Genomic DNA, 19468 nt, shown 5'->3' on the forward strand with positions numbered 1-19468 from the left:
AATCCCCGGGTATGTTCCGCGCATGCGGCGCATCGCTGTCATAGGGGCCGGGCCCGCCGGAGCGTGCCTGGTCGAAAGCCTCGCCGAAACGCTGACCGGAGCCTGCGAGCTGACCGTTCTGGACGCCGCCCCCTTTCCCTGGCGCGGCCGCGCCTACCAGCCCGACGGGCCCGAGGTCATCACCAACATCCCGCTCACGCACATGTCCCTCCGGGCCGCGGACCCCACACACGCCCTGCGCCGGCTCACCGCCCGCGCCCCCGGCTCCGTCGACGCCCACGGCCTCACCGCCCGCGCGCTGTACGGCGACTACCTGGCCGAGACACTCGCCCGCACCTGGCGCCGGCTCGCCGGACGGGGCTGGCGGCTGCGCGCCGTACCCGCCCACGCCCGCCGGCTGGTGCCGGAGGGTGACGGCGTACGGGTGACGACCGAGGACGGCCGGGACGAACGCTTCGACCACGCCGTGCTCTGCGCCGGCCCGGCCGCCCCGCCGGACCCGTACGGGCTCGCCGCGGCCCCCCGTTACCTCGCCACGCCCTTCCCGCTCGCCCGCACCCTGCGCGGCCTCGCGCCCGACGCCCGCGTCGGCGTCCTCGGCTCCGGGCTGACGGCCGTGGACGTCGTCGCGGCGCTGGCGGCCCGCGGCCACCGGGGGCCGGTCCTCCTGGCGTCACGCAGCGGACTGCTCCCGTCCGTCGCCCCCGCCCAACCGCCGCCCCCGCTCCGCCACCTCACCCTGCCGCGCCTGGAAGCCCTGGCGGCCGCCGGACGGCGCCCGGCGTCCGACGGGATCCGGGCACTGCTCGCCGCCGAACTCCGTGACGCCGGCTGCCCGGCGAGCGCCCTCCGGGACGAACTGCTGCCCGGTGAGCCGCCGTTCGAGCTGCTGCGCCGCAGGCTGGCCGACGCCGGAGCCGGCGGCGCCTGCCTCGCGCTCCTGCGCCAGGCCCTGCCACGGTTCGCCGGGCAGGCCTGGGCCCTGCTGCCGGAGGACGAACAGACGGCTCTGTGGCGGCGCTTCGGCCGCGCGGTCACCAGCCTGTGCTGCCCCGTACCCCGGCACCGGGCGGAGCTGCTGCTGCGGCTGCACGACGCGGGCCGGCTGCACGCCGCGGCCGGCCTGACCCGAGTCCACCGGACCCTCGGCGGCTTCGACCTGGTGGCGGACGGCACCGCACACCCCGTCGACGTCCTGGTCAACGCCCTGAACCCGGGGGCGCCCGGCTCCGGTTCGCCCAGCGTGCCGGAGGCCTCCGTCGCCGTGCTCCCCGGCGCCGCCCACCCGCTCGGCGGTCTGCGCGTCGACCGGCGTACCCATCGCGTCGCCGGGACGGCGAGCGTCCACGCGCTCGGCCACGCCACCCGGGGCTCGGTCCTCTTCCACTTCGGCGTGCCCAGCCTCGTCCACCAGAGCGGGCTCGTCGCCCGCGCCCTGGCCGCCGCGGACGGTCCGGCCCACGGCGGCCGGGCCGTCAGCGCAGCGGCACGCTGACCCAGGAGGGCGAGGCGGCGGACGACGAGACCGTCATCCGGGCCAACGGCCGGTTGCGGGACAGCGTCTGGGAGTCCGCGGTACCGATCACCAGGCCCAGGCGGTGCCCCGCCGGCAGATCGTAGGCCGTCGGCCGGAGCGGGAACCCGGCGGTGAACGTCCGGCCCGGGACCCGGCCGTCGAAGCCGTACGGCGCCCAGGTCATGAGCGTTCCGGCGCCGAGCGCGTCCACGTCGAAGAGGTAGGCCACGAGCGTCCCCCGGGCGGCGGACGGGGTGACGCCGAGGCGCAGCCGGGGGGTGCCGCGCACGGGCCACGCCGCGTCCGCCGGCGGGGAGGTCCACAGCGCGCCCGTGCCGCCCGGCAGCAGGGCCAGCGGCCGGGGCACCTGGGTGCCGGCGGCGGCCTCCAGCGAACGCTGCACGAAGAACACCCCGCTGTCCGCCACCGTCCCGAAACCGGCGGTGAGCGTCGTCCGCGCGGCCCCCTCCGGCGCCTCTCCCAGGGCGCGCCCCGCCCCCAGGTACAGCCTGCGGGTGGTCCGCGTCATCGCGGCCCAGCCCGGGTACCCCTCGAAGGGGCGGGCCGCGCCGAAGAACGGACCGCTGTTCACGGGCTTCACCTGCACGGGCGGTTCGGCGTCCACCCCGTTGGGAACGCCCTTGAGGGTGTGGTCGAACCAGCGGAAGACGGACTCCGCCACCTCGTTGGGCAGGAAGCCGGACGTGAACTCCGGGCCGCCGTGGTCCCCGGGCCGGATTTCCAGCCGCTTGGGGCACCGCAGCCGGTCGAAGAACTCGCCCTTCCCCGCGAACGGGTTGACGCTGTCGCCCCAGGCGTGGGCGAAGAAGAGCGCGGTGCCCCGCCGGTTGTACCGGTCGAGGTACGTCACCGGCGAGCGGGTCGCGGCCCAGCCGGTCAGGCGCCCGGAGTCCTCGGCCAGGACGTCGCGGACCGGGGCGGCCCGCCGGTCGGCGCCGTGGAGGGCGCCGTTCAGCGTGTACCCGAGGCCGTTCGGGTTCGGGTTGCCGTTGGACCTCAGCACGTCGGTCAGGTCCGTCCAGCCGCTCAGCGCGCCGACGGCCCTGACCCGTGGATCCGCCGCCGCTCCCAGCAGACTCAGCGCGGCCCCGTAGGAGACGCCCATCATGCCGATGTGCCCGGCGTCGCCCGTGGTGTGGACGAGCGACCAGTCGAGGAGCCGGGACACGTCCGCCATGTCCTTGGGGCCGGCCAGGTCCGACCGGCCGCCCGAACCGCCGTGGCCCCGGGCGGCGTACACGACGACGGCGTAGCCCCGGCGGGCCGCGGTGAGCTGGAGCCGGCGGTAGAAGGACTCGCCGACGAGCCAGGACCGCGCGAGGACGATCAGCGGGTGCCGGCCGGGTCCGCCGGGCTCGGCGACGCTGCCGCGCAGCGGGACGCCCTCGTGCCCCGGGATCACCACCGGACGGACGGTCACCTGCCCCGCCCCGGCCGCGCGCACGGCCGGGGCGGGGCAGGCCAGGGCGACGGCGGCGGCCACGGCGCACAGCGCGGCGGCCGTGGCCCGGCGTCTCCGGCCGGCACGGCGCCGGATACGGGACGCGGGGCGGAACAGGCGGAGCGGTGTCATGGGTTCCCTTCTGTCGAGGTGCCGGCGCGGGCCGGGCCACGCGGCGCGGAGTCACATGGGCCCGGGCCGGGCCCGGTCGCCGGTGCCGGCACCGTGGCCGAGCCGGACCAGGACCCGCTCCGCGAGACGGTCGATGCCGCCCGCGTCGATGAGTTCCATCGCCGGGATCTCGCAGCCGACGCGGCGCGCGAGGACGCTCATGAGCTCGGCCGCCATCAACGAGTCCAGCCCCAACCGGTCCAGGGGCTGCTGCCGGTCGAGACGGCCGGGATCCGTCTGCAGGACGTCGGCGACCGCCTGGCGCACGACCTCGGCCGTCAGCTCCCTCGCCTCGTCCCGGTCCGCCTCGGCGAGCCGGTGGCGCAACCGTGCGGCGGAATCCTTGCGTTCCGTGGGTGACTCGGCGCACAGCCCGGCGAAACGGGGGGACGAGCCGACCGGCAGGTGCGCGGCCAGTCGCGGCCAGTCGAACCGGCCCACCACGGCGCCCGTGGTACCGGCGGCCGACAGCCCGTCGAGCACGGCACACGCCTCGGACGAGGTCATCGCCCCGATGCCGGAGCGGGCGAGCGTCGTGTCGAGCCCGGTCCGGGCCACGTACCCGGTGTCACCGATGGCACCCCAGGCGACGGACAGGCCGGGCCGCCCGGCCGCCCGGCGCGAGCGGACCAAGGCGTCCAGGAAGAGGTTCCCGGCCACGTAGTTGGCCTGGTGGCGGTTGCCGACGACGGCCGTCACGGAGGAACAGCAGACGAAGAAGTCCAGCGGATCGTCGGCGGTGGCGGCGTCCAGCAGCAGCGCGCCCAGCATCTTGGGGGCCAGCGCGGCCCGGACGCGGTCCTCGGTGAGCTCGGTCAGCGGGGCGTCGTCCAGGACGGTCGCGGCGTGGACGACGCCCTTCAACGGCCCGCTGGTCGCCCGGATGTCGCGCACCGTCGCGGCCACGGCGTCCGGGTCGCACACGTCCGCCGCGCGGACCGTCGCCCGGGCACCCCGCGCGGCCAGGTCGTCGACGAGCTCCGGTGCGCCGGGCGTGGCCTCGCCCCGCCGCCCGGTCAGCACGAGACGGCGCGCGCCGCCGTCCGCGAGATGCCGGGCGAAGGCCGCGCCCAGTCCGCTCAGCCCGCCGACGACGAGGTAGGACGCGTCGGGGTCCGGCGGCGCGGGGGACGGGGGCGCCTCGACCGGCGGCGGTTCGTCGAAGGTGACCACCACCTTGCCCAGGTGGCGGGAGTGCCGCAGGGTCCGGAAGGCCTCGTCGACCCGGTCGGCGGGGTAGTCCTGCCGGGGCAGGGGGAGGTAGGCGCCGTCCCGTACCCGGGCGAACACCTCGGCGGGCACGTCCGCCGGCAGGGCGTCGTCCTGGAGGAGCTGGTTGAGGTCCACCGCGAAGAACGAGACGTTGCGGTGGAAGAGCGCCATCGGCAGCCGGCCGTCACCCGCGATGTCGCGCTTGCCCAGTTCGACGAACCGGCCGCCGGTGCGCAGAAGTTCGGCGCTGCGCGTCAGTGCCTCGCCGGCGAGGGAGTTGAGGACCACGTCCACGCCCCGGCCGGCCGTCAGCTCCCGTACCCGTCGCGCGAAGGCGAGCGTGCGGGAGTCCAGGACGTGGTCGGCGCCCAGCAGCCGGAGCAGGTCCCGTTTGGCGGGGGTGCCGGCCGTGGCGATCACCCGGGCGCCACGGGCACGGGCGAACCGCAGCGCCGCGAGCCCGACGCCGCCGGCCGCCCCGTGCAGGAGGAGGGTCTCACCGGGGGCGAGCCCGGCGAGCCGGTCGAGCGCGTGGTGGACGGTGAGGTGGACGACGGGCAGGGTGGCGGCCGCGGCGAAGTCCATGCCGTCGGGGACGCGGCCGGTCAGCCGCCGGTCGGCGACGGCGTGGGAGGCGAGGGAGCGGGGGGCCATGGCGTACACCCGGTCGCCCGGGCGCAGGTCGGTGACGGCCGGGCCGACGGCCGTGACGACGCCCGCGCACTCCAGCCCCAGGCACTGCCCGTTCTCCGTCACCGACGCGGCTCCCGGGCGCAGCAGCCCCGTGCTCTCCATGACGTCCCGGTAGTTCAGCCCGGCGGCCCGTACCTCGATGCGTACGCCGTGCGGGCCGGTGGCGGGCGGTGCGGCGGTGGCCCAGGCGAGACGGTGGGAGAGCCCGGGCTCCCGCACTTCCAGCCGGAAGGGCGCGGACCGGGCGGTGCGGCGCGCGGTGGACAGCGGCCGGAGCCGAGGGGCGAACCGCCCGCCCGGGGAGAGCAGGACCTCGTCCTCCTCGTCCGGGTCGAGCAGTTCCGTGACCAGGCGCTCCGGATCCGTCCCGGCGGCGACGGCGACCCGGCGGACCGTCAGCGAGGGATGCTCGGACGCCAGGCAGCGGGCCGCCGCCCAGAGCGCGGCGTCGTCCGGGCGGCCGGCCCCCGCCGGGGCGGGCAGCACGGAGCCGGCCGGGGTGACCAGCCACAGATCGGACACCGGCGGGGTGCCGGGGGCCGCGTAGGCGCGGGCGAAGGCCGCCAGCGCGGCGGTCCGGCGCACCGCCGACTCGGTGCGGGCGACGGGGTCCCGCGGGGGCGGCGCTCCGTCCGGCAGCAGGACCACCCGGCAGGGCCCCTCTCCCGTGGGCCGGGCCCAGGAACGGGACCACCCCTCGGCGTCGGCGGGGAGACCGGCCCGGTGCACGGTGGCGCCCGCCCCGGTGAGCAGGGCGGAGAGCCGCCGGGCGGTCGTCCCCTCGGGCCGTTCCGCGGCGATGACCCAGTGTCCGCCGGCCCGCGGCGGGGTGACGGGCGGGGCGGCGGCGCCGGCCGGAGGGCGCCGTCCGACCAGCACGGTGGCGGGCGCGTCGGGGTGTGTCGGGTCGGCGGCCAGGGCCCGGACGTCGTCGAGGCCGCAGCCTTCCAGGACCTCCGTCCACCGCTCGGACGACAGCAGGGGCGAGGCGGGCCGCAGGTCCGTGTCGGTGAAGGACCAGAACTCGTCCAGCGGGCCGAAGCAGGCCGTGGTCAACGGGGCGTCGTGCATCTCCACCGCCGTCAAGAGGCCGCCGGGGGCGAGAAGACCGGCCAGCCGGGCGACGGCCTGCCGCACGTCGTGGGCGACGTGCAGCGCGTGGTAGGCGACCAGCACGTCGAACGTCCCGTCCGCGAAACCCTGTTCTTCGGGCGGGCGGTTGACGTCGAGCAGCCGGTAGTCCACGAAGTCGTACCCCGCGAAGAGGCTCCGGGCGCGGGGGAAGAACGCGGAGGACACGTCGGTGAAGACGTACTCCGTCCGTTCGGCGGGCAGGACGTCCAGGAGCCGGCCCGTCATCGCGCCCGTTCCGGCGCCGACCTCCAGGACGCGCAGCGGCCGGTCGGCCGGCCACCCCGTGGCGACCGCCCGCAGGGTCTCGCGGACGATGCCCAGGCGGCTCTCCATGAATGGGAACCGGCTGTAGAACTGGTCGATGAGGTGCCGGTCCGGGTCGGCGAAGAGGAGCTCGCGGTGGTCCCGCGTGCCGCGCAGGACGTCGGCGAGGTGCGTTCCGCAGCGGGCGTACAGCGCGAAGAGCAGGGCCTGTTCGGGGAACGCGCGGAGAGCGGCGTCCAGGACGGGGCCGGGGCGCGGCGTGGCCGCGGCCCGCCACCGCGAGGGGAGGCCCGGCTCCGCCGGTACCGGGCTCAGCAGCCCGTGGCCGGTCACGAGGGGCAGCAGCGAGGCGACGAACCGGCGGTGCCTGTCCTCCATCCCCGCCGCCACCAGGTCGTCGACGGAGAACGCGGCGGCGGGGTCGGCCCCCGCGTCCCGCCGCAGGCGGAGGACCGCCGCGGCGGTGAAGTGGGCGATCACCTCTCCGAAACGGCGGGCGCAGGCCCGGTCCCGGCGCTCCCGGGCGGCCGACCCGCTCGCCGCGCGCCACCGGTCGACGGCGTCCGCGAGCTCCTGTCCGGACGGCACGGGCGCGTCGGCGGCCGGATGCGGGGCACGCGGGTGGTGCCGGGCCCGCAGCACTTCCGTGTAGCGGGACACCGGCGCGTCGGCGCCGGCCGTGAAGCGGCGCGCTCCGATTCCGGTGAACTCCAGTGCCGTCCGGCCCTTCTCGTCCAGCAGGCGCGCGTCGAAGGTGACCTCGGCCGGTCCGCGCTCCCGCAGCCGGACGTGGATCCGGCCGCGGGCGGACGGGCTCCGCCACATCCGCACCCGCTCGATCGAGGCGGGCAGAAACGCCGCGCCGGTGCCGTCGGCCGGCCACAGCAGCGGCCCGGCGGCCTGGAGGAGGGCGTCCAGGAGCACCGGGTGGGCCCGGTACCCTTCGAGGCCGTCCACCGCGGCCGTGTACTCGGCGTGGACCTCGCGGTCGTCGAAGCGGAGCCGGTCCAGAACCCGGAACGCCGGCCCGTACGGCAGCCCGGACCGCGCGGCCCGGGCGTAGTAGTCGTCTCGTTCCCAGACCCGGGCGTGCCGTGGGCCGGGGACCGCGGGGCCGGCGCCGTCCGGTGGCGGGTCCAGCAGGGGCCGCACCCGGGCGCGGGCGTGCGGCCGCCAGTCCTCGCGGGCGTCCCGCCGGGCGGTGAACCGGAAGAGGTGGTCCTCGTCGGAGAGCGACACCTGGCAGCGCGGGTCGGCCGTGTCGTCCTCCCAGGGCAGGGCGAGAGCCCGGAGGAAGCTCATTCCGAGCACCTCCACGGGCCCGTCGAAGACCTCGCCGGCGGCCGCGAACGCCGCCTCCAGGTAGGCGGCTCCGGGCAGGACGACGCTGTCGCCCACCCGGTGGTCGCCCAGCCACGGCAGCAGAGCGGCGTCCAGCGGGCCGGACCAGGACGGTTCGAGGCCCGGCAGCCGGGTGCCCAGCAGGGGGTGCGCCGGAGGCCCGTCCCCGTCCGCGCGGGCGGTCCACCACTCGGGAGCGCCGTTCCAGTGCCGTTCGCGCTGCCAGGGGAGGGCGGGCAGGCCGACGACCCGCCCGGGCCGGGGGAAGTGCGCCGACCAGTCGACGCGGCCGCCGGAGGCCAGGACCTGGGAGACGGTCCTGCGCGTCTCCTCGACGCCGTCGCCGTCACGGGTGCACGTCCTGACGACCGTCGCGCGGCCGCCGTCGGGCCCGGCGATCCGCGTGAGGTAGCCGGCGGTCACCGGGTGGGGGCCGATCTCCACGAAGAGGTCGCGGCCGTCGGCCAGCAGGGCCCGCGCGGCGGCGCCGAACAGCACCGGGCGGCGGACGTTGAGCCACCAGTACGTGGTGTCGAGCGCGGTCCCGGGCAGCGGGCCGCCGGTCACGGACGAGGCGAAGGGGACGGCTCCGGCGGCCCCCCGGACATCACCGAGCAGCTCGCGCAGCCGTTCTTCCACCGGGTCCATGGCGGAGGTGTGGAAGGCGTAGTCGAGGTCCAGCGCGCGGAAGAAGACGCCGCGGGCGGCGAGCCGTTCCCCCAGGTCCGCGAGGTCCGCGGCGTCACCGGCGAGCGTCACGTCCCGCGGGCTGTTGACGGCGGCGACCACCAGCCGCCCGCCGTACGGCTCGACGGCCGCCCGCGCCTCGTCCTCCGGCAGTCCGACGGCGGCCATCCGGCCCCGCCCGGCGGTCGGGGCCTGGGCGAGGCTGCGCGCGGCGACGACACGGGCGGCCGTCTCCGCGTCCAGAATCCCGGCCGTGCGGGCGGCGGCGATCTCCCCGACGCTGTGCCCCAGGACGCCGGACGGCCGCACGCCCCACCCGTCGAGCACGGCCACCAGCCCCGACTGCACGGCGTACAACAGCGGTTGGGCGATCTCGGTCCGCCGCAGGTCCTCCGGGCCGGCGGGGGCGGCGAGCGCGTCGAGGACGGACCAGCCCAGGTGGGGGCGGAGCGCGGCGTCGACGCGTTCGACCTCCGCGCGGAACACCGGGTCGTGTTTGAGGAGGCCGGCGCCCATGCCCGGCCACTGCGAGCCGTTGCCGGAGAACGCGAAGGCGATCCGGCCGGTGCCCCGGGCCCGCCCCGAGGCGGCCGTGCCCACCCGGCGGCCGTCCGCGACGGCGTCCAGCCCGTCGGCGGCCTCCGCCCGCCCGCCGGCCAGCACCGCCGCGCGGTGGGCGTGGTGTGTCCGCCGGCGGCACGCCGTGTACGCCAGGTCGGGGAACTCGGCGTCCGACGCCGACCGCAGCCGTCCGGCCATCCGGCGGGCGGCGGCGGCCAGGGCCGGCCCGGTGTGCGCGGTGACCAGGACGGGCAGCAGGCCCGGACGGCCCGGCTCCCGGCCGCCCTCGCGGGGGAGCGGCAGGGCCACGGCCGACGGGCGCGGGTCCGGCGCCGGGGCCAGCACCGCGTGGGCGTTGGCGCCGCCGAAGCCGAAGCTGTTGACGCCCACGACCGGACGGGGGCGCTCGACCAGGGGTTCCGCCCGCAGCGCGGGCCGCAGGCGGAACCGGTCGAAGTCGATGGCGGGGTTCAGCGGTTCCGCGTGCAGGGTGGGCGGCACGATGCCGTGCCGGAGCACCAGCAGGGCCTTGAACAGCCCGGGCATGCCCGAAGCGGCTTCGAGGTGACCGAGGTTGGACTTCACCGAGCCGACGGGCAGGGCGCCGGACGAGCGCCGTACGCCGAGGGCCCGGCCGAGGGCCTCGCACTCCACCGGGTCGCCGGCCGCCGTGCCGGTGCCGTGGGCCTCCACGTAGACGAGATCGTCCGGCGGGATGCCCGCACCGTCGTACACCCCTTCCAGCAGCGCCTGTTGGGCCGCGCGGCTGGGCAGGGCCAGGCCGCGGGTCCGGCCGTCGCAGTTGGCGCCCGTGGCCACGATCAGCCCGTGCACGCGGTCGCCGGCCGCCAGCGCGTCGGAGAGCCGTTTGAGGACGACGACCGCCGCCCCCTCGGCGCGGGCGAAGCCGTCGGCGGCGGCGGCGAAGGGGCGGCAGCGGCCGGTGGGGGAGAGCATCGAGGCGGCCGAGAAGCCGAGGTAGCCGAAGGGGTTGAGCAGGACGTTCACCCCGCCGGCCAGGGCCGCCGGACCCGCGCCGGCGCGGAGGTACGCGCAGGCCCGGTGGACGGCGGTCAGCGCGGACGAGCAGGCCGTGTCCACGGCGATGCTCTCGCCGTGCCAGTCGAAGTGGTGGGAGACGCGGTTCGCGGCGAGGGCGGAGGCCAGCCCCGTCATGGTGTGCGCGTCGATGCTGTGCGGCCCGGCCGTCTGAAGATCGCCGAAGTCCCTGGAGGAGATGCCGACGAACACCCCCGTGGCCGTGCCCGCCCACTCCGCGTGGCACATCCCCGCGTCGTCCAGTGCCTCGACGGCGGTCTCCAGCAGCAGCCGCTGCTGCGGGTCGATCCGCGCGGCCTCCCGTGGGGCGATGCCGAAGAAACCGGCGTCGAACTCGGCGATGGTGTCGAGGAACCCGCCGGCGGAGGTGCGGCTCTTGCCCGGCCGCTTGCGCCGGCGGTCGGTGAAGAGGCGGGCGTCGAACCGGTCGGGGGGTACCTCGCCCACCAGGTCCCGGCCCTCGGTGAGCGCCGTCCACAAGTCCTCGGGAGAGTGGATGCCGCCGGGGAACCGGCAGGCCATCCCGACGACGGCCACGGCGTCGTCGGACGAGGTGGTCCGGCGGGGACGGTTGTGCTCGGTCACGGGCATCTCCCCTGTGGCGCAAGGACTGTCGAGCTCCTGCCGCTGTTTCGGGCAAGGGAGGCTTTCCCTGGGGGAACGGGGGAAACCGGGCCGCGCCGCCGTGGGGCGGCGGGCGGACGAGGCACCCGAAGAGTGTGGTGGTGTGCTTGTATGAGCGGCTCGATGCGCGGTGAGGCCGGACGGGCGGCCGGCCGCCGTCCGGGCGGTGGCGCCCCCGGAGGATCACACGGGGCACGGTGCGGAGCCGTCCCGGTGCGCGGCCGCGGGAAACCGGGCCCGGAGCGCATGGGGAACGGCCGTCCGCGGGCGGGCGGACGTCGGGGGCCGGGCCGTGGAACGAAAGGCTCCGGATGCGCCGGCCGGCCCCGGGGCCCGGGATCGTCCACCGGGCGCATAAGGCCGCCGGGTGGCGCCCGACGAGGGCGCGCCCGCCCGGTGTGCCACCGTCCGCCTCTCCGGTGGCGGGCGTGCGGAAGCTCGCTCTCCGGCTCCCCGTCCCCGCGTCCGGCGCCCCCGCCGACCCGCTCAGCCGCCGGTGACGACCCCTCCCCTCGGCAGCCGCCGCCGCGCCCGCGCCGCCTGCGCCTCGTCCCCCAACGCCGCGAACTCCGGTACGAGTTCGGCCACCAGAGCGTCGTCGCGCGGCCCGGCGTCGTCCAGCAGGCGTATCAGGGTGACGCGGGCGAGCTCGGTCCGCCCCTGGAGGCGGGCCAGGCGAGCCCAGAAGAGCGGGGGTTCGTCCTCGGGGGCGGCGGGGCCGGAGCGCAGGGCGTCCGCCGCCCATCCGGCCAACGCCTCGGCGCGGTCCGGGATTCCGGGCACGGCACCGCGCAGCGCCAGCAGCAGAGCGTGGTCCGCGGCGTCGCCGTACCGGACCAGCGGGACGGCCGCCCCGGACAGCAGCTCGGCGGGGTCCCCCGCACGGGCCCCGTGCCGCAGCAGGGCGCGCAGCGACGGCACGTCCTCCGGCCGGTGGTCGTGGCGGACGGCGGCCAGGACGCCGGCCCGGCGGGCCGGGTCGGCGGCGACGGTCTCGTGGCAGGCGGCGTCGGCCCGCATCAGCGCCAAGTCCGCCAAGCCCGGGGCGAGGACCGTCTCCCGGACGGGCGCCCGCAGGGTCTCGTCCACCTGGTAGGCGCACCCCTCGACCGCGTTGAGCAGCACGAAGTCCGGCTCCGTGCGCCGCTCCGCGCGCTCCATGCGGACGAGCAGCTCCCGTGCCGGGCGCCGCCGCAGGCCGAGCCCGGACAGCAGCCGCTCGCGGTCCGCGTCGAACTCCGGGCCGTAGTTCTCACGGAGCTCCTCCTCGGCCTCGGCGAGCTCCCGGGCCAGCGTCGCGTCGTCGTCCTCGGACGACAGGCAACTCGCCTCGCCCGGCAGGCCGATCAGGATCTCCAGAGCGTCGTCCAGGCTCTCGGCGAGCAGCCCGGCCGAGCCCTCCGAGTCGGCGTGCAGCACCTCGCCGCCCGCGCACAGGAAGTACGTACCGCCCGAGTCCTCACCCGCTATCGGCCGCAGCGGCGCGCCCGAGGCCAGCCGTACCTCCTCGACGTGCTCGGCCCCGCCGATGTCGAAGGAGAACGGCCAGGCCGCCAGGGCGGCCAGATCCGGGCGCTCGTGGAGGATGCGCAAGGCGCGGTCACTGTGCGTCATGGAAGCGACCGTAGCAGCGGGGTACGACAACGCCCCCGGGCCGCTTCCGGCCCTCAGCCGCCGAGCGCGCGGTCGTACCGCTCGGCCTTCGCCTCCGCCCGCCGCCGTCCGCGCCGCTTCAGGCCGCGGCGCGCGCAGCGCACCAGCTCCTCGCCGTAGGGCAGCGCCACGAACGTGCCGACCGCCAGCGCGATCCCGGCCAGGTACTTGCCCGGCAGCGGCCGGCGGCGCGGGACGAACTTCCAGGCCGTCGGGTCGCCCGCGCCGCCGCGCAGCAGGGACCGCACCTGCTCCGGGTGGAGGCACATCAGGGACGCCAGGGCGGCGAACGGGAGCGACTCCAGGAAGCTGTGGATGTGCTGCTCGATGGGCTTGACGTCCCGTTCGCTCTCCACGGCCGTCCGCACGTCCCACAGCGCCGTCGCCTCGTGGCAGGCCGTCGCGCCGAGCTGCACCGACAGCAGCAGCGGGTTGACCTCGAAGAGGAGGGTGAGGGCGACCGGGATGCCGACCTCGGTCATCATCAGCGCGTGGATCAGCGATTCCTTGGTGCCCGAGGTGTCCTCGATGCGGGTCCGCCGGTGCATCACCCAGTCCGCCACCCCCGGGATGAACCAGGACGGCAGCAGCCCGTACATCAGATAGCGGGTGGTGGCGTTCTCCACCGCCACCTCCGACGCCAGCTTGGAGGCCAGGGAGGACGTGGAGGCCAAGGGCGGCGTGGTGGTCAGCGGGCGCCGGGGAAGCAGGGGTGCCTTGGCCACCACGGACGTCTTCGAGCTCAGCGAGGCGGCGGGGTTGCGGTTGCCGAACATGCGCCAAGGTCCTTTCGGTACGGAAGAAAAGAGAGGAAAACAAAGGAGGAGAGCGGGAGCGGACCGCGTCCCCTCACCGCGCGCGGTACCGGTTCACCGCACACGGTCCGGGGTCACCGCACGCGGTACCGGTCCGCCTCCGCCCGGCGGAAGGTCATGCCGTGCCCGGGGGCGCCGTCGGCCCCGGGACGAATCGTTCCGCCGGACGGGTCGAGCGCCCCCGAGAAGAGCGTCGACTCGATGCGGACGTGGTCGTGGAACCACTCCACGTGCCGCAGGTTGGGCACGCACGCCGCCACATGGGCGTGCGCGTGGGGCGCGCAGTGCGCCGAGACGTCCAGGCCGTGCGCCTGGGCGACCGCCGCCACCCGCAGCCAGCCCGTCACCCCGCCGCAGCGGGTGGCGTCCGCCTGGAGGCAGTCGACCACCCGGGCCAGCCGGCCGAAGTACGCGGGGTCGTACCCGTACTCGCCCGCGGCGACGTCGCACCGGCACTGGTCGCGGACGACCGCCAGCCCCTCCAGGTCGTCGGAGGACACCGGCTCCTCGAACCACGCCACGCCCAGCTCGGCCAGCGCCGCGCCGACGCGCACGGCCTGCTTGCGGCCGTAGGCGCCGTTGGCGTCCACGTACAGCGCGGTCTCCGGACCGATGACCTCCCGGGCGTGCCGCACCCGTTCCAGATCCCGGTGGACCTCCCGGCCCCAGGACTCGCCGATCTTGATTTTGACGCGGCCGATCCCGTGCCCCCGCACCCAGCCGTCGAGCTGCGTGGCCAGGTGCGTGTCGTGGTACGTGGTGAAGCCGCCCGACCCGTAGACCGGCACGTCCTCCACGACCGCGCCGATCAGCTTCCGCAGCGGCAGCTCCAGCAGCCGGGCCTTGAGGTCCCACAGCGCGAGGTCCACCGACGACACCGCGCACCCCAGCAGCCCCTGCCGGCCCGCGTTGCGCAGGGACCGGACCATCGCCTCGTTGGCCCCGGCGACGTCGAGGGGGTCGCGCCCGGTGACGAGGTCCGCCAGCAGCCCGGTGACGGCCGCGCCCGCCTCCGCGGGCGCGTACGTCCAGCCGGTGCCGGTCACCCCGTCGCAGCGTGCCTCCACGACCACGACCGTGGTCGCGTCCCAGGCGAGCGTGCCGTCGGCCTCGGGGGCGTCGGCCGGGACGGTGAACGCCGCCACGTCCAGCCCGTCGATCCGCGCCTCGGCGGCTGTTCCGCTCCTCATCCGCGGTCAAGACTCCTTCTTGTGCCGGTGCGGCAGGAACTCCTGGACCTTCGCCTTGATGCCCTGCTTCACCATGCCGGTCCGGTCGGTGTCGCCCTTGAGGATGGACTTGACCGTCGACTCGATCTGGTCCCAGTCCGCGTGCGGCGGGATCGGCGGCACCGCCGGATCCGTCACGAACTCCACCACCGCCGGACCCGGCGCGGCCAGCGCCTCGCGCCACGCCGGCTCGACGTCCTCCGGCTTCTCCACCTTGATCCCGGTGAGCCCGATCGACCGGGCGAACTCCGCGTACGGGACGTCCGGCAGCTGCTGCGACGGCAGGAACTGCGGCGACCCGCTCATCGCCCGCATCTCCCAGGTGACCTGGTTGAGGTCGTGGTTGTTCCACACCCCCACCACCAGCCGCGGATCCTCCCACTCCGCCCGGTACTTGGCGATCGTGATCAGCTCCGCCAGCCCGTTCATCTGCATCGCCCCGTCGCCCACCAGCGCCACCACCGGCCGCTCCGGGTGCGCGAACTTGGCGCCGATCGCGTACGGCACGCCGCTGCCCATCGTGGCCAGCGTGCCCGACAGCGAACCGCGCATCGGCGGGCGCATGCTCACGTGCCGCGCGTACCAGTTGGCGACCGAACCCGAGTCGCAGGTGACGATCGCGTCCGACGGCAGCAGCGGCGAGAGCGCCCGGGCCACGTACTCCGGGTTGACCGGATCGGCGCTCACCGCCGCCCGGCTCTCCATCACCTTCTTCCAGCGGGCCACGTCGCCCTCCACCTTCCGCTGCCAGTCGCGGTCGGTGGAGCGCCGCAGGAGCGGGATGAGGCGCTGGAGGGTGGCGCGCGCGTCGCCGATCAGGTTGACCTCGTACGGGTAGCGCAGCCCCGCCATGTGCGGGTCCAGCTCGATCTGCACCGCCCGCGCGGAGCCGAACTCCGGCAGGAACTGCGAGTACGGGAAGTTGGAGCCGATCGTCAGCAGGGTGTCGCAGTCGCGCATCAGCTCGTACGACGGCCGGGTGCCCAGCAGCCCGATCGAACCCGTCACGTACGGCAGGTCGTCGCCGAGCACGTCCATGCCCAGCAGGGCCTTGGCGACCCCGGCCCCCAGCAGGTCCGCGACCTGCTCCACCTCGGCCCGGGCACCGGCCGCGCCCTGCCCGACCAGAATCGCCGTCTTGTGCCCCGCGTTGAGGACCTCCGCGGCCCGCTCCAGGGCCTCGTCCGACGGCACCGACTGCCAGTCGCTGTGGTCGAGGCTGGACGGCACCATCTTGAACGCGTGCCCCGGCGCGCTGTACGGCAGCTCCTGCACGTCCGCGTGCACGATCACCGCCGTCGGCGCCCGCCGCGACAGTGCCGTGCGCGCCGCCCGGTCCAGGACGTTCGGCAGCTGCTCGGGGACGGTGACGGTCTCCACGAAGTCCGAGGCCACGTCCTTGAACAGCGCGTGCAGGTCCACCTCCTGCTGGTACGCGCCGCCCATCGCCGTCCGCGCGGTCTGGCCGACGATCGCCAGCACCGGGACGTGGTCGAGCTTGGCGTCGTAGAGGCCGTTGAGCAGATGGATGGCGCCCGGGCCGGAGGTGGCGACACAGACGCCCAGCCGACCGCTGAACTTCGCGTACCCGACGGCCTCGAAGGCGGCCATCTCCTCGTGCCGCGCCTGGATGAAGCGCGGCTGGTCGTCCGCCCGCTCCCAGGCGGCCATCAGCCCGTTGATCCCGTCGCCGGGATAGCCGAAGACCCGCTCCACGCCCCACTCGCGCAGCCGGGCCAGGATGTGGTCGGAGACCTTCTCAGCCACTGTGTTCCTCTCCGCTCGGTGTCCGCTCAGTGTCCGCTCAGCCCGTCCGGCCCGCCGGTTCGGCGAGCCGGGGCAGTACCTCGGTCCGGTAGAAGTCGAAGAAACCCCGCTGGTCGGGACCGATCTGGTTGACGTGGACCCGGTCGAAGCCGGCGTCCGCGTACGCCCGCAGCGCCGCCACGTGTTCCTCGGGGTCGTTCCCGCAGGTCACCGCCTGCGCCACCCGCTCGGGGGTGACCAGCTCCGCCGCCTGCTCGAAGTGGGCCGGGGTCGGCAGCACCTGGTTCAGCTCGCCCGGCAGCTGCTCCACCGCCCACAGCCGGTGCGCGGTGCGCAGCGCCTCGTCCCGGTCCGGCCCCCAGCACACCTTGACGCCGCCGTACACCGGCCGGCCCTCGCCACCGGCCTGCCGGAAGCGGCGGACCGCCTCCGCGTCCGGGCTCATGGTGATCAGCCCGTCCCCGCACCGGTCCGCCACCTCCGTGGCCGCCGGGCCGAACGCCGAGACGTCGATGGGCACCGGCTCGTCCGGAAGGGTGTACAGCCGGGCGTTCTCCACGGTGTAGTGCCGCCCGGCGTGGCTGACCTGGCCGCCCTCGAACAGCAGCCGCATCACCCGGACGGCCTCCTCCAGCATCTCCAGCCGGACCGCCGCCCGCGGCCACGGGCCGCCCAGCACGTGCTCGTTCAGCGCCTCGCCGCTGCCCACCCCGAGCCGGAACCGGCCGGGGCCCAGCAGGGCGGCACTGGTCGCCGCCGCCTGCGCGGTGACGACGGGGTGCATGCGTACGGTCGGGCAGGTGACGGCCGTCTCGACGGGCAGCGAGACCGCCTCGGCCAGCGCCCCGATCACCGACCAGACGAACGGGCTGTGCCCCTGCTCGCCGGTCCACGGGTGGAAGTGGTCGGAGATCCACAACGAGGTGAAGCCGGCGTCCTCGGCCATCCTGGCCTGTTCGACGAGGTCCGCGGGGGAGTGCTCCTCGCAGGCCAGGAAGTAGCCGTACGAAGTAGCCATGGGGCGGACACTCCCTCCTCGTCCGGGGCCGGCGCGTGCTCAGACCGGACGGGTAACCCCACGGTGCCGTGCCGAAACCTCGCCTCCGGGGCGGACGGGTGCCGCCGGAGAGCGCTCTCCGCCCCCCCGTGCCGGCCTCGGCGCCCGTCCCCCCGGGTGGGTGGCCCTACGGGTTGACGAACAGGAAGTCGGCGACAACCCCCAGATCGGTGGGCCAGTCGATGAACAACCTGAAGTCCACGTAGCCGTTCCGCGGCGCCACGTTCTCCACGGACATGGGGGCGGCCCCGACGAACCTGTTCTCTCCCTGGCCCTCCGAGACCGTGACGAACACCCGGGTGCGCGGGGTGATCACGCCCTCCCAGGTGTAGTGGTAGATGTTCCTCCCGTGGTGCGGGCCGTAGTCCCACCGGGCCGTGTAGACGGAGGTCACCGCCTGGGGTGCCGACGCGGTGGCGGCTCCCGTGAAGGCTCGGTCTTCGTCCGACGGCGTCTTGGTCATGACGCTGCCCTCCTGGCAGAGCGTGACATTGCCTTGCGGGAAGGCTCATTCCTGCACGACCGACCGTCAATGCCGCGATGCGGTAGATAACTCCATCGGGCGAACGTACTCGGCACCTTCCCGGCTTCGGCCGTCGAGCCCGCGTCCGCGCGGACGGCCACCGCCGCCGGCCCAGCGATCGTGTCCGGAACGAGGCATTCCCCCACCCGGCGCACATCGCTAGGCTCCCGGTCACCCTGCCCACCCCCGGGCCGCCGCGGCACCGGGCCCGTCCGCCGGCGCCGCGCGACCGGTCCCGGCGCGCCGGTGGACGGTGTGGACCGCCGCGGCGGGACGGGCCCGCATCCTCGGGAGCCTGCGATGAAGTCCCCGCTCCGGGCGCTGCCCGCGGCGCCGCGGCCACGTCGCCGCGCCGCTCCGCTCGTCCCCCTCCTGCTCCTTCTCCTCTCCCTGCTCGCCGCCCTCGCCCGGCCGGCCGCGGCGCGTCCCGTGCCGCCGGTCACGGGTGGGGAGGAGCGCCACCACGCCGGTTCGAGCCTGCCCGAGCCGCCGCCGGGCCCGGCCCTTCCCGTCCGGGCGGCCGTCCGGGGCCTCGACGTCAGCGCGTACCAAGGGGACGTGGACTGGCCCGCCGTCGCGGCGGCGGGCGCCTCCTTCGCCTATGTCAAGGCGACCGAGGGCCTGACCTACCGCAACGCGTTCTTCACCCGGCAGTACGACGGCGCGGCCGCCGCCGGACTGGTGCGCGGCGCCTACCACTTCGCCCGCCCGGACGCCTCGGACGGCGCCGCCCAGGCCGACGCCTTCCTCGCCGACGGGGGAGGCTGGCGGGCCGACGGGCGGACGCTGCCCGGGGCGCTCGACATCGAGGCCTACCCCGGCACCGGCGTCCCGGCCTGCTACGGGCTGGACCCGGCCGCCATGGTCGGCTGGATCCGCGCCTTCGCCGAGCGCTACCGGGAACGCACCGGCCGGTACCCGGCCCTCTACACCAACGCCCCCTGGTGGTCCCAGTGCACCGGCGGCTCCCGGGCCTTCGGCGGCACGCTGCCGCTCTGGACCGCCAACCACAACGGCACCGCCCACCCCCTGCCCGCCGGCTGGTCCGCCTACACCGTCTGGCAGACCGCGGAACGCGGCCCCTTCCCCGGTGACCAGGACGTCTTCAACGGCTCGCCCGAAGACCTCCGTGCCTTCGCCGACGGCGCCTACACCCCGCCGCCCACGGCCGGCTGGCCCCTGCTCGCCCAGGGACAGCGCGGCCCCCAGGTCACCGCGGCCCAGTACCTCCTGAACGCCCGGGGCGCCGCCCTGGACCCGGACGGCGCCTTCGGCCCCGCGACGAAGGAGGCCGTCACCGCGTTCCAGCGGTCGGCCGGCCTCTCCGCCGACGGCATCATCGGCCCCAAGACCTGGCAGGCCCTCGTCACCACCGTCCGCTCCGGCACCACCGGCCCCGCCGTGAAGGCGGTCCAGCACCTCCTCGTCAGCCACGGTTCCGCGCTGGACGTGGACGGCGTCTTCGGCCCGGGCACCCACGACGCGGTCGTCGTCTACCAGAAGGCGTGGCGCCTGGACGCCGACGGCATCGTGGGCCCCGCGACGTGGCAGGCGCTGCTGTCGTGAGACGGGCGGCGTGAGACGGGCAGTCGGGTCCGGGCGGCGGAGTCCGGGCGGCGTGACGCGCCGTCCCGACCTGCCCCCGCGTTCTCAGTCCTCCGCCGCCCCGCCCCGGAACCACCGCAACGCCACCGCCACCC

The 19468-nt window shown here is 76.0% G+C and carries 10 protein-coding genes; 2 read left to right on the forward strand and 8 right to left on the reverse strand.

Features of this window, described 5'->3' with window-relative positions; genetic code table 11:
* The first annotated feature begins 22 nt into the window (after positions 1-22).
* Positions 23-1495 carry an FAD/NAD(P)-binding protein gene (locus tag ACSNOK_RS07535; protein WP_436779807.1) on the forward strand — a complete coding sequence of 491 codons (1473 nt, stop codon included), beginning with the start codon at positions 23-25 and terminating at the stop codon, positions 1493-1495.
* Here the strand turns inward: ACSNOK_RS07535 and ACSNOK_RS07540 are convergent.
* From ACSNOK_RS07540 to ACSNOK_RS07575, 8 genes are all read right to left on the reverse strand, one after another.
* The gene (locus ACSNOK_RS07540) at positions 1476-3110 is read right to left on the reverse strand and encodes a CocE/NonD family hydrolase (protein ID WP_436779808.1); all 1635 of its coding nucleotides are present in this window, start codon (positions 3108-3110) and stop codon (positions 1476-1478) included. The two genes, ACSNOK_RS07535 and ACSNOK_RS07540, sit on opposite strands and share 20 nt — an antisense overlap.
* 51 nt (positions 3111-3161) lie before the next feature.
* Positions 3162-10685 (reverse strand): SDR family NAD(P)-dependent oxidoreductase, encoded by a 7524-nt coding sequence (locus ACSNOK_RS07545; RefSeq protein WP_436779809.1) that lies wholly within the window; start codon positions 10683-10685, stop codon positions 3162-3164.
* A gap of 525 nt (positions 10686-11210) precedes the next feature.
* Entirely contained in the window at positions 11211-12338 is a 1128-nt protein-coding gene (locus ACSNOK_RS07550; RefSeq protein WP_436779810.1) for a hypothetical protein, read from the reverse strand.
* A 53-nt stretch (positions 12339-12391) separates the two neighbouring features.
* Positions 12392-13153: a diguanylate cyclase gene (locus ACSNOK_RS07555; protein WP_436779811.1), complete on the reverse strand. Its 762-nt coding sequence runs from the start codon at positions 13151-13153 to the stop codon at positions 12392-12394.
* 113 nt (positions 13154-13266) lie between these two features.
* Positions 13267-14382: an enolase C-terminal domain-like protein gene (locus ACSNOK_RS07560; protein ID WP_436779812.1), complete on the reverse strand. Its 1116-nt coding sequence runs from the start codon at positions 14380-14382 to the stop codon at positions 13267-13269.
* Positions 14383-14388: 6 nt separating this feature from the next.
* Positions 14389-16188 carry a thiamine pyrophosphate-requiring protein gene (locus ACSNOK_RS07565; protein WP_436779813.1) on the reverse strand — a complete coding sequence of 600 codons (1800 nt, stop codon included), beginning with the start codon at positions 16186-16188 and terminating at the stop codon, positions 14389-14391.
* 37 nt (positions 16189-16225) lie between these two features.
* Positions 16226-17206, reverse strand: coding sequence for a TIGR03557 family F420-dependent LLM class oxidoreductase (locus tag ACSNOK_RS07570; RefSeq protein WP_436779814.1), 981 nt, complete (start codon positions 17204-17206; stop codon positions 16226-16228).
* A gap of 166 nt (positions 17207-17372) precedes the next feature.
* Entirely contained in the window at positions 17373-17708 is a 336-nt protein-coding gene (locus ACSNOK_RS07575; protein WP_436779815.1) for a hypothetical protein, read from the reverse strand.
* A gap of 360 nt (positions 17709-18068) precedes the next feature.
* Here ACSNOK_RS07575 and ACSNOK_RS07580 point away from each other — a divergent pair, with 360 nt between their 5' ends.
* Positions 18069-19334: a GH25 family lysozyme gene (locus tag ACSNOK_RS07580; RefSeq protein ID WP_436779816.1), complete on the forward strand. Its 1266-nt coding sequence runs from the start codon at positions 18069-18071 to the stop codon at positions 19332-19334.
* The last annotated feature ends 134 nt before the right edge of the window (positions 19335-19468 follow it).

The organism is Streptomyces sp. URMC 126 (assembly GCF_051386555.1).
In the GTDB taxonomy this organism is placed as follows: Bacteria; Actinomycetota; Actinomycetes; order Streptomycetales; family Streptomycetaceae; genus Streptomyces.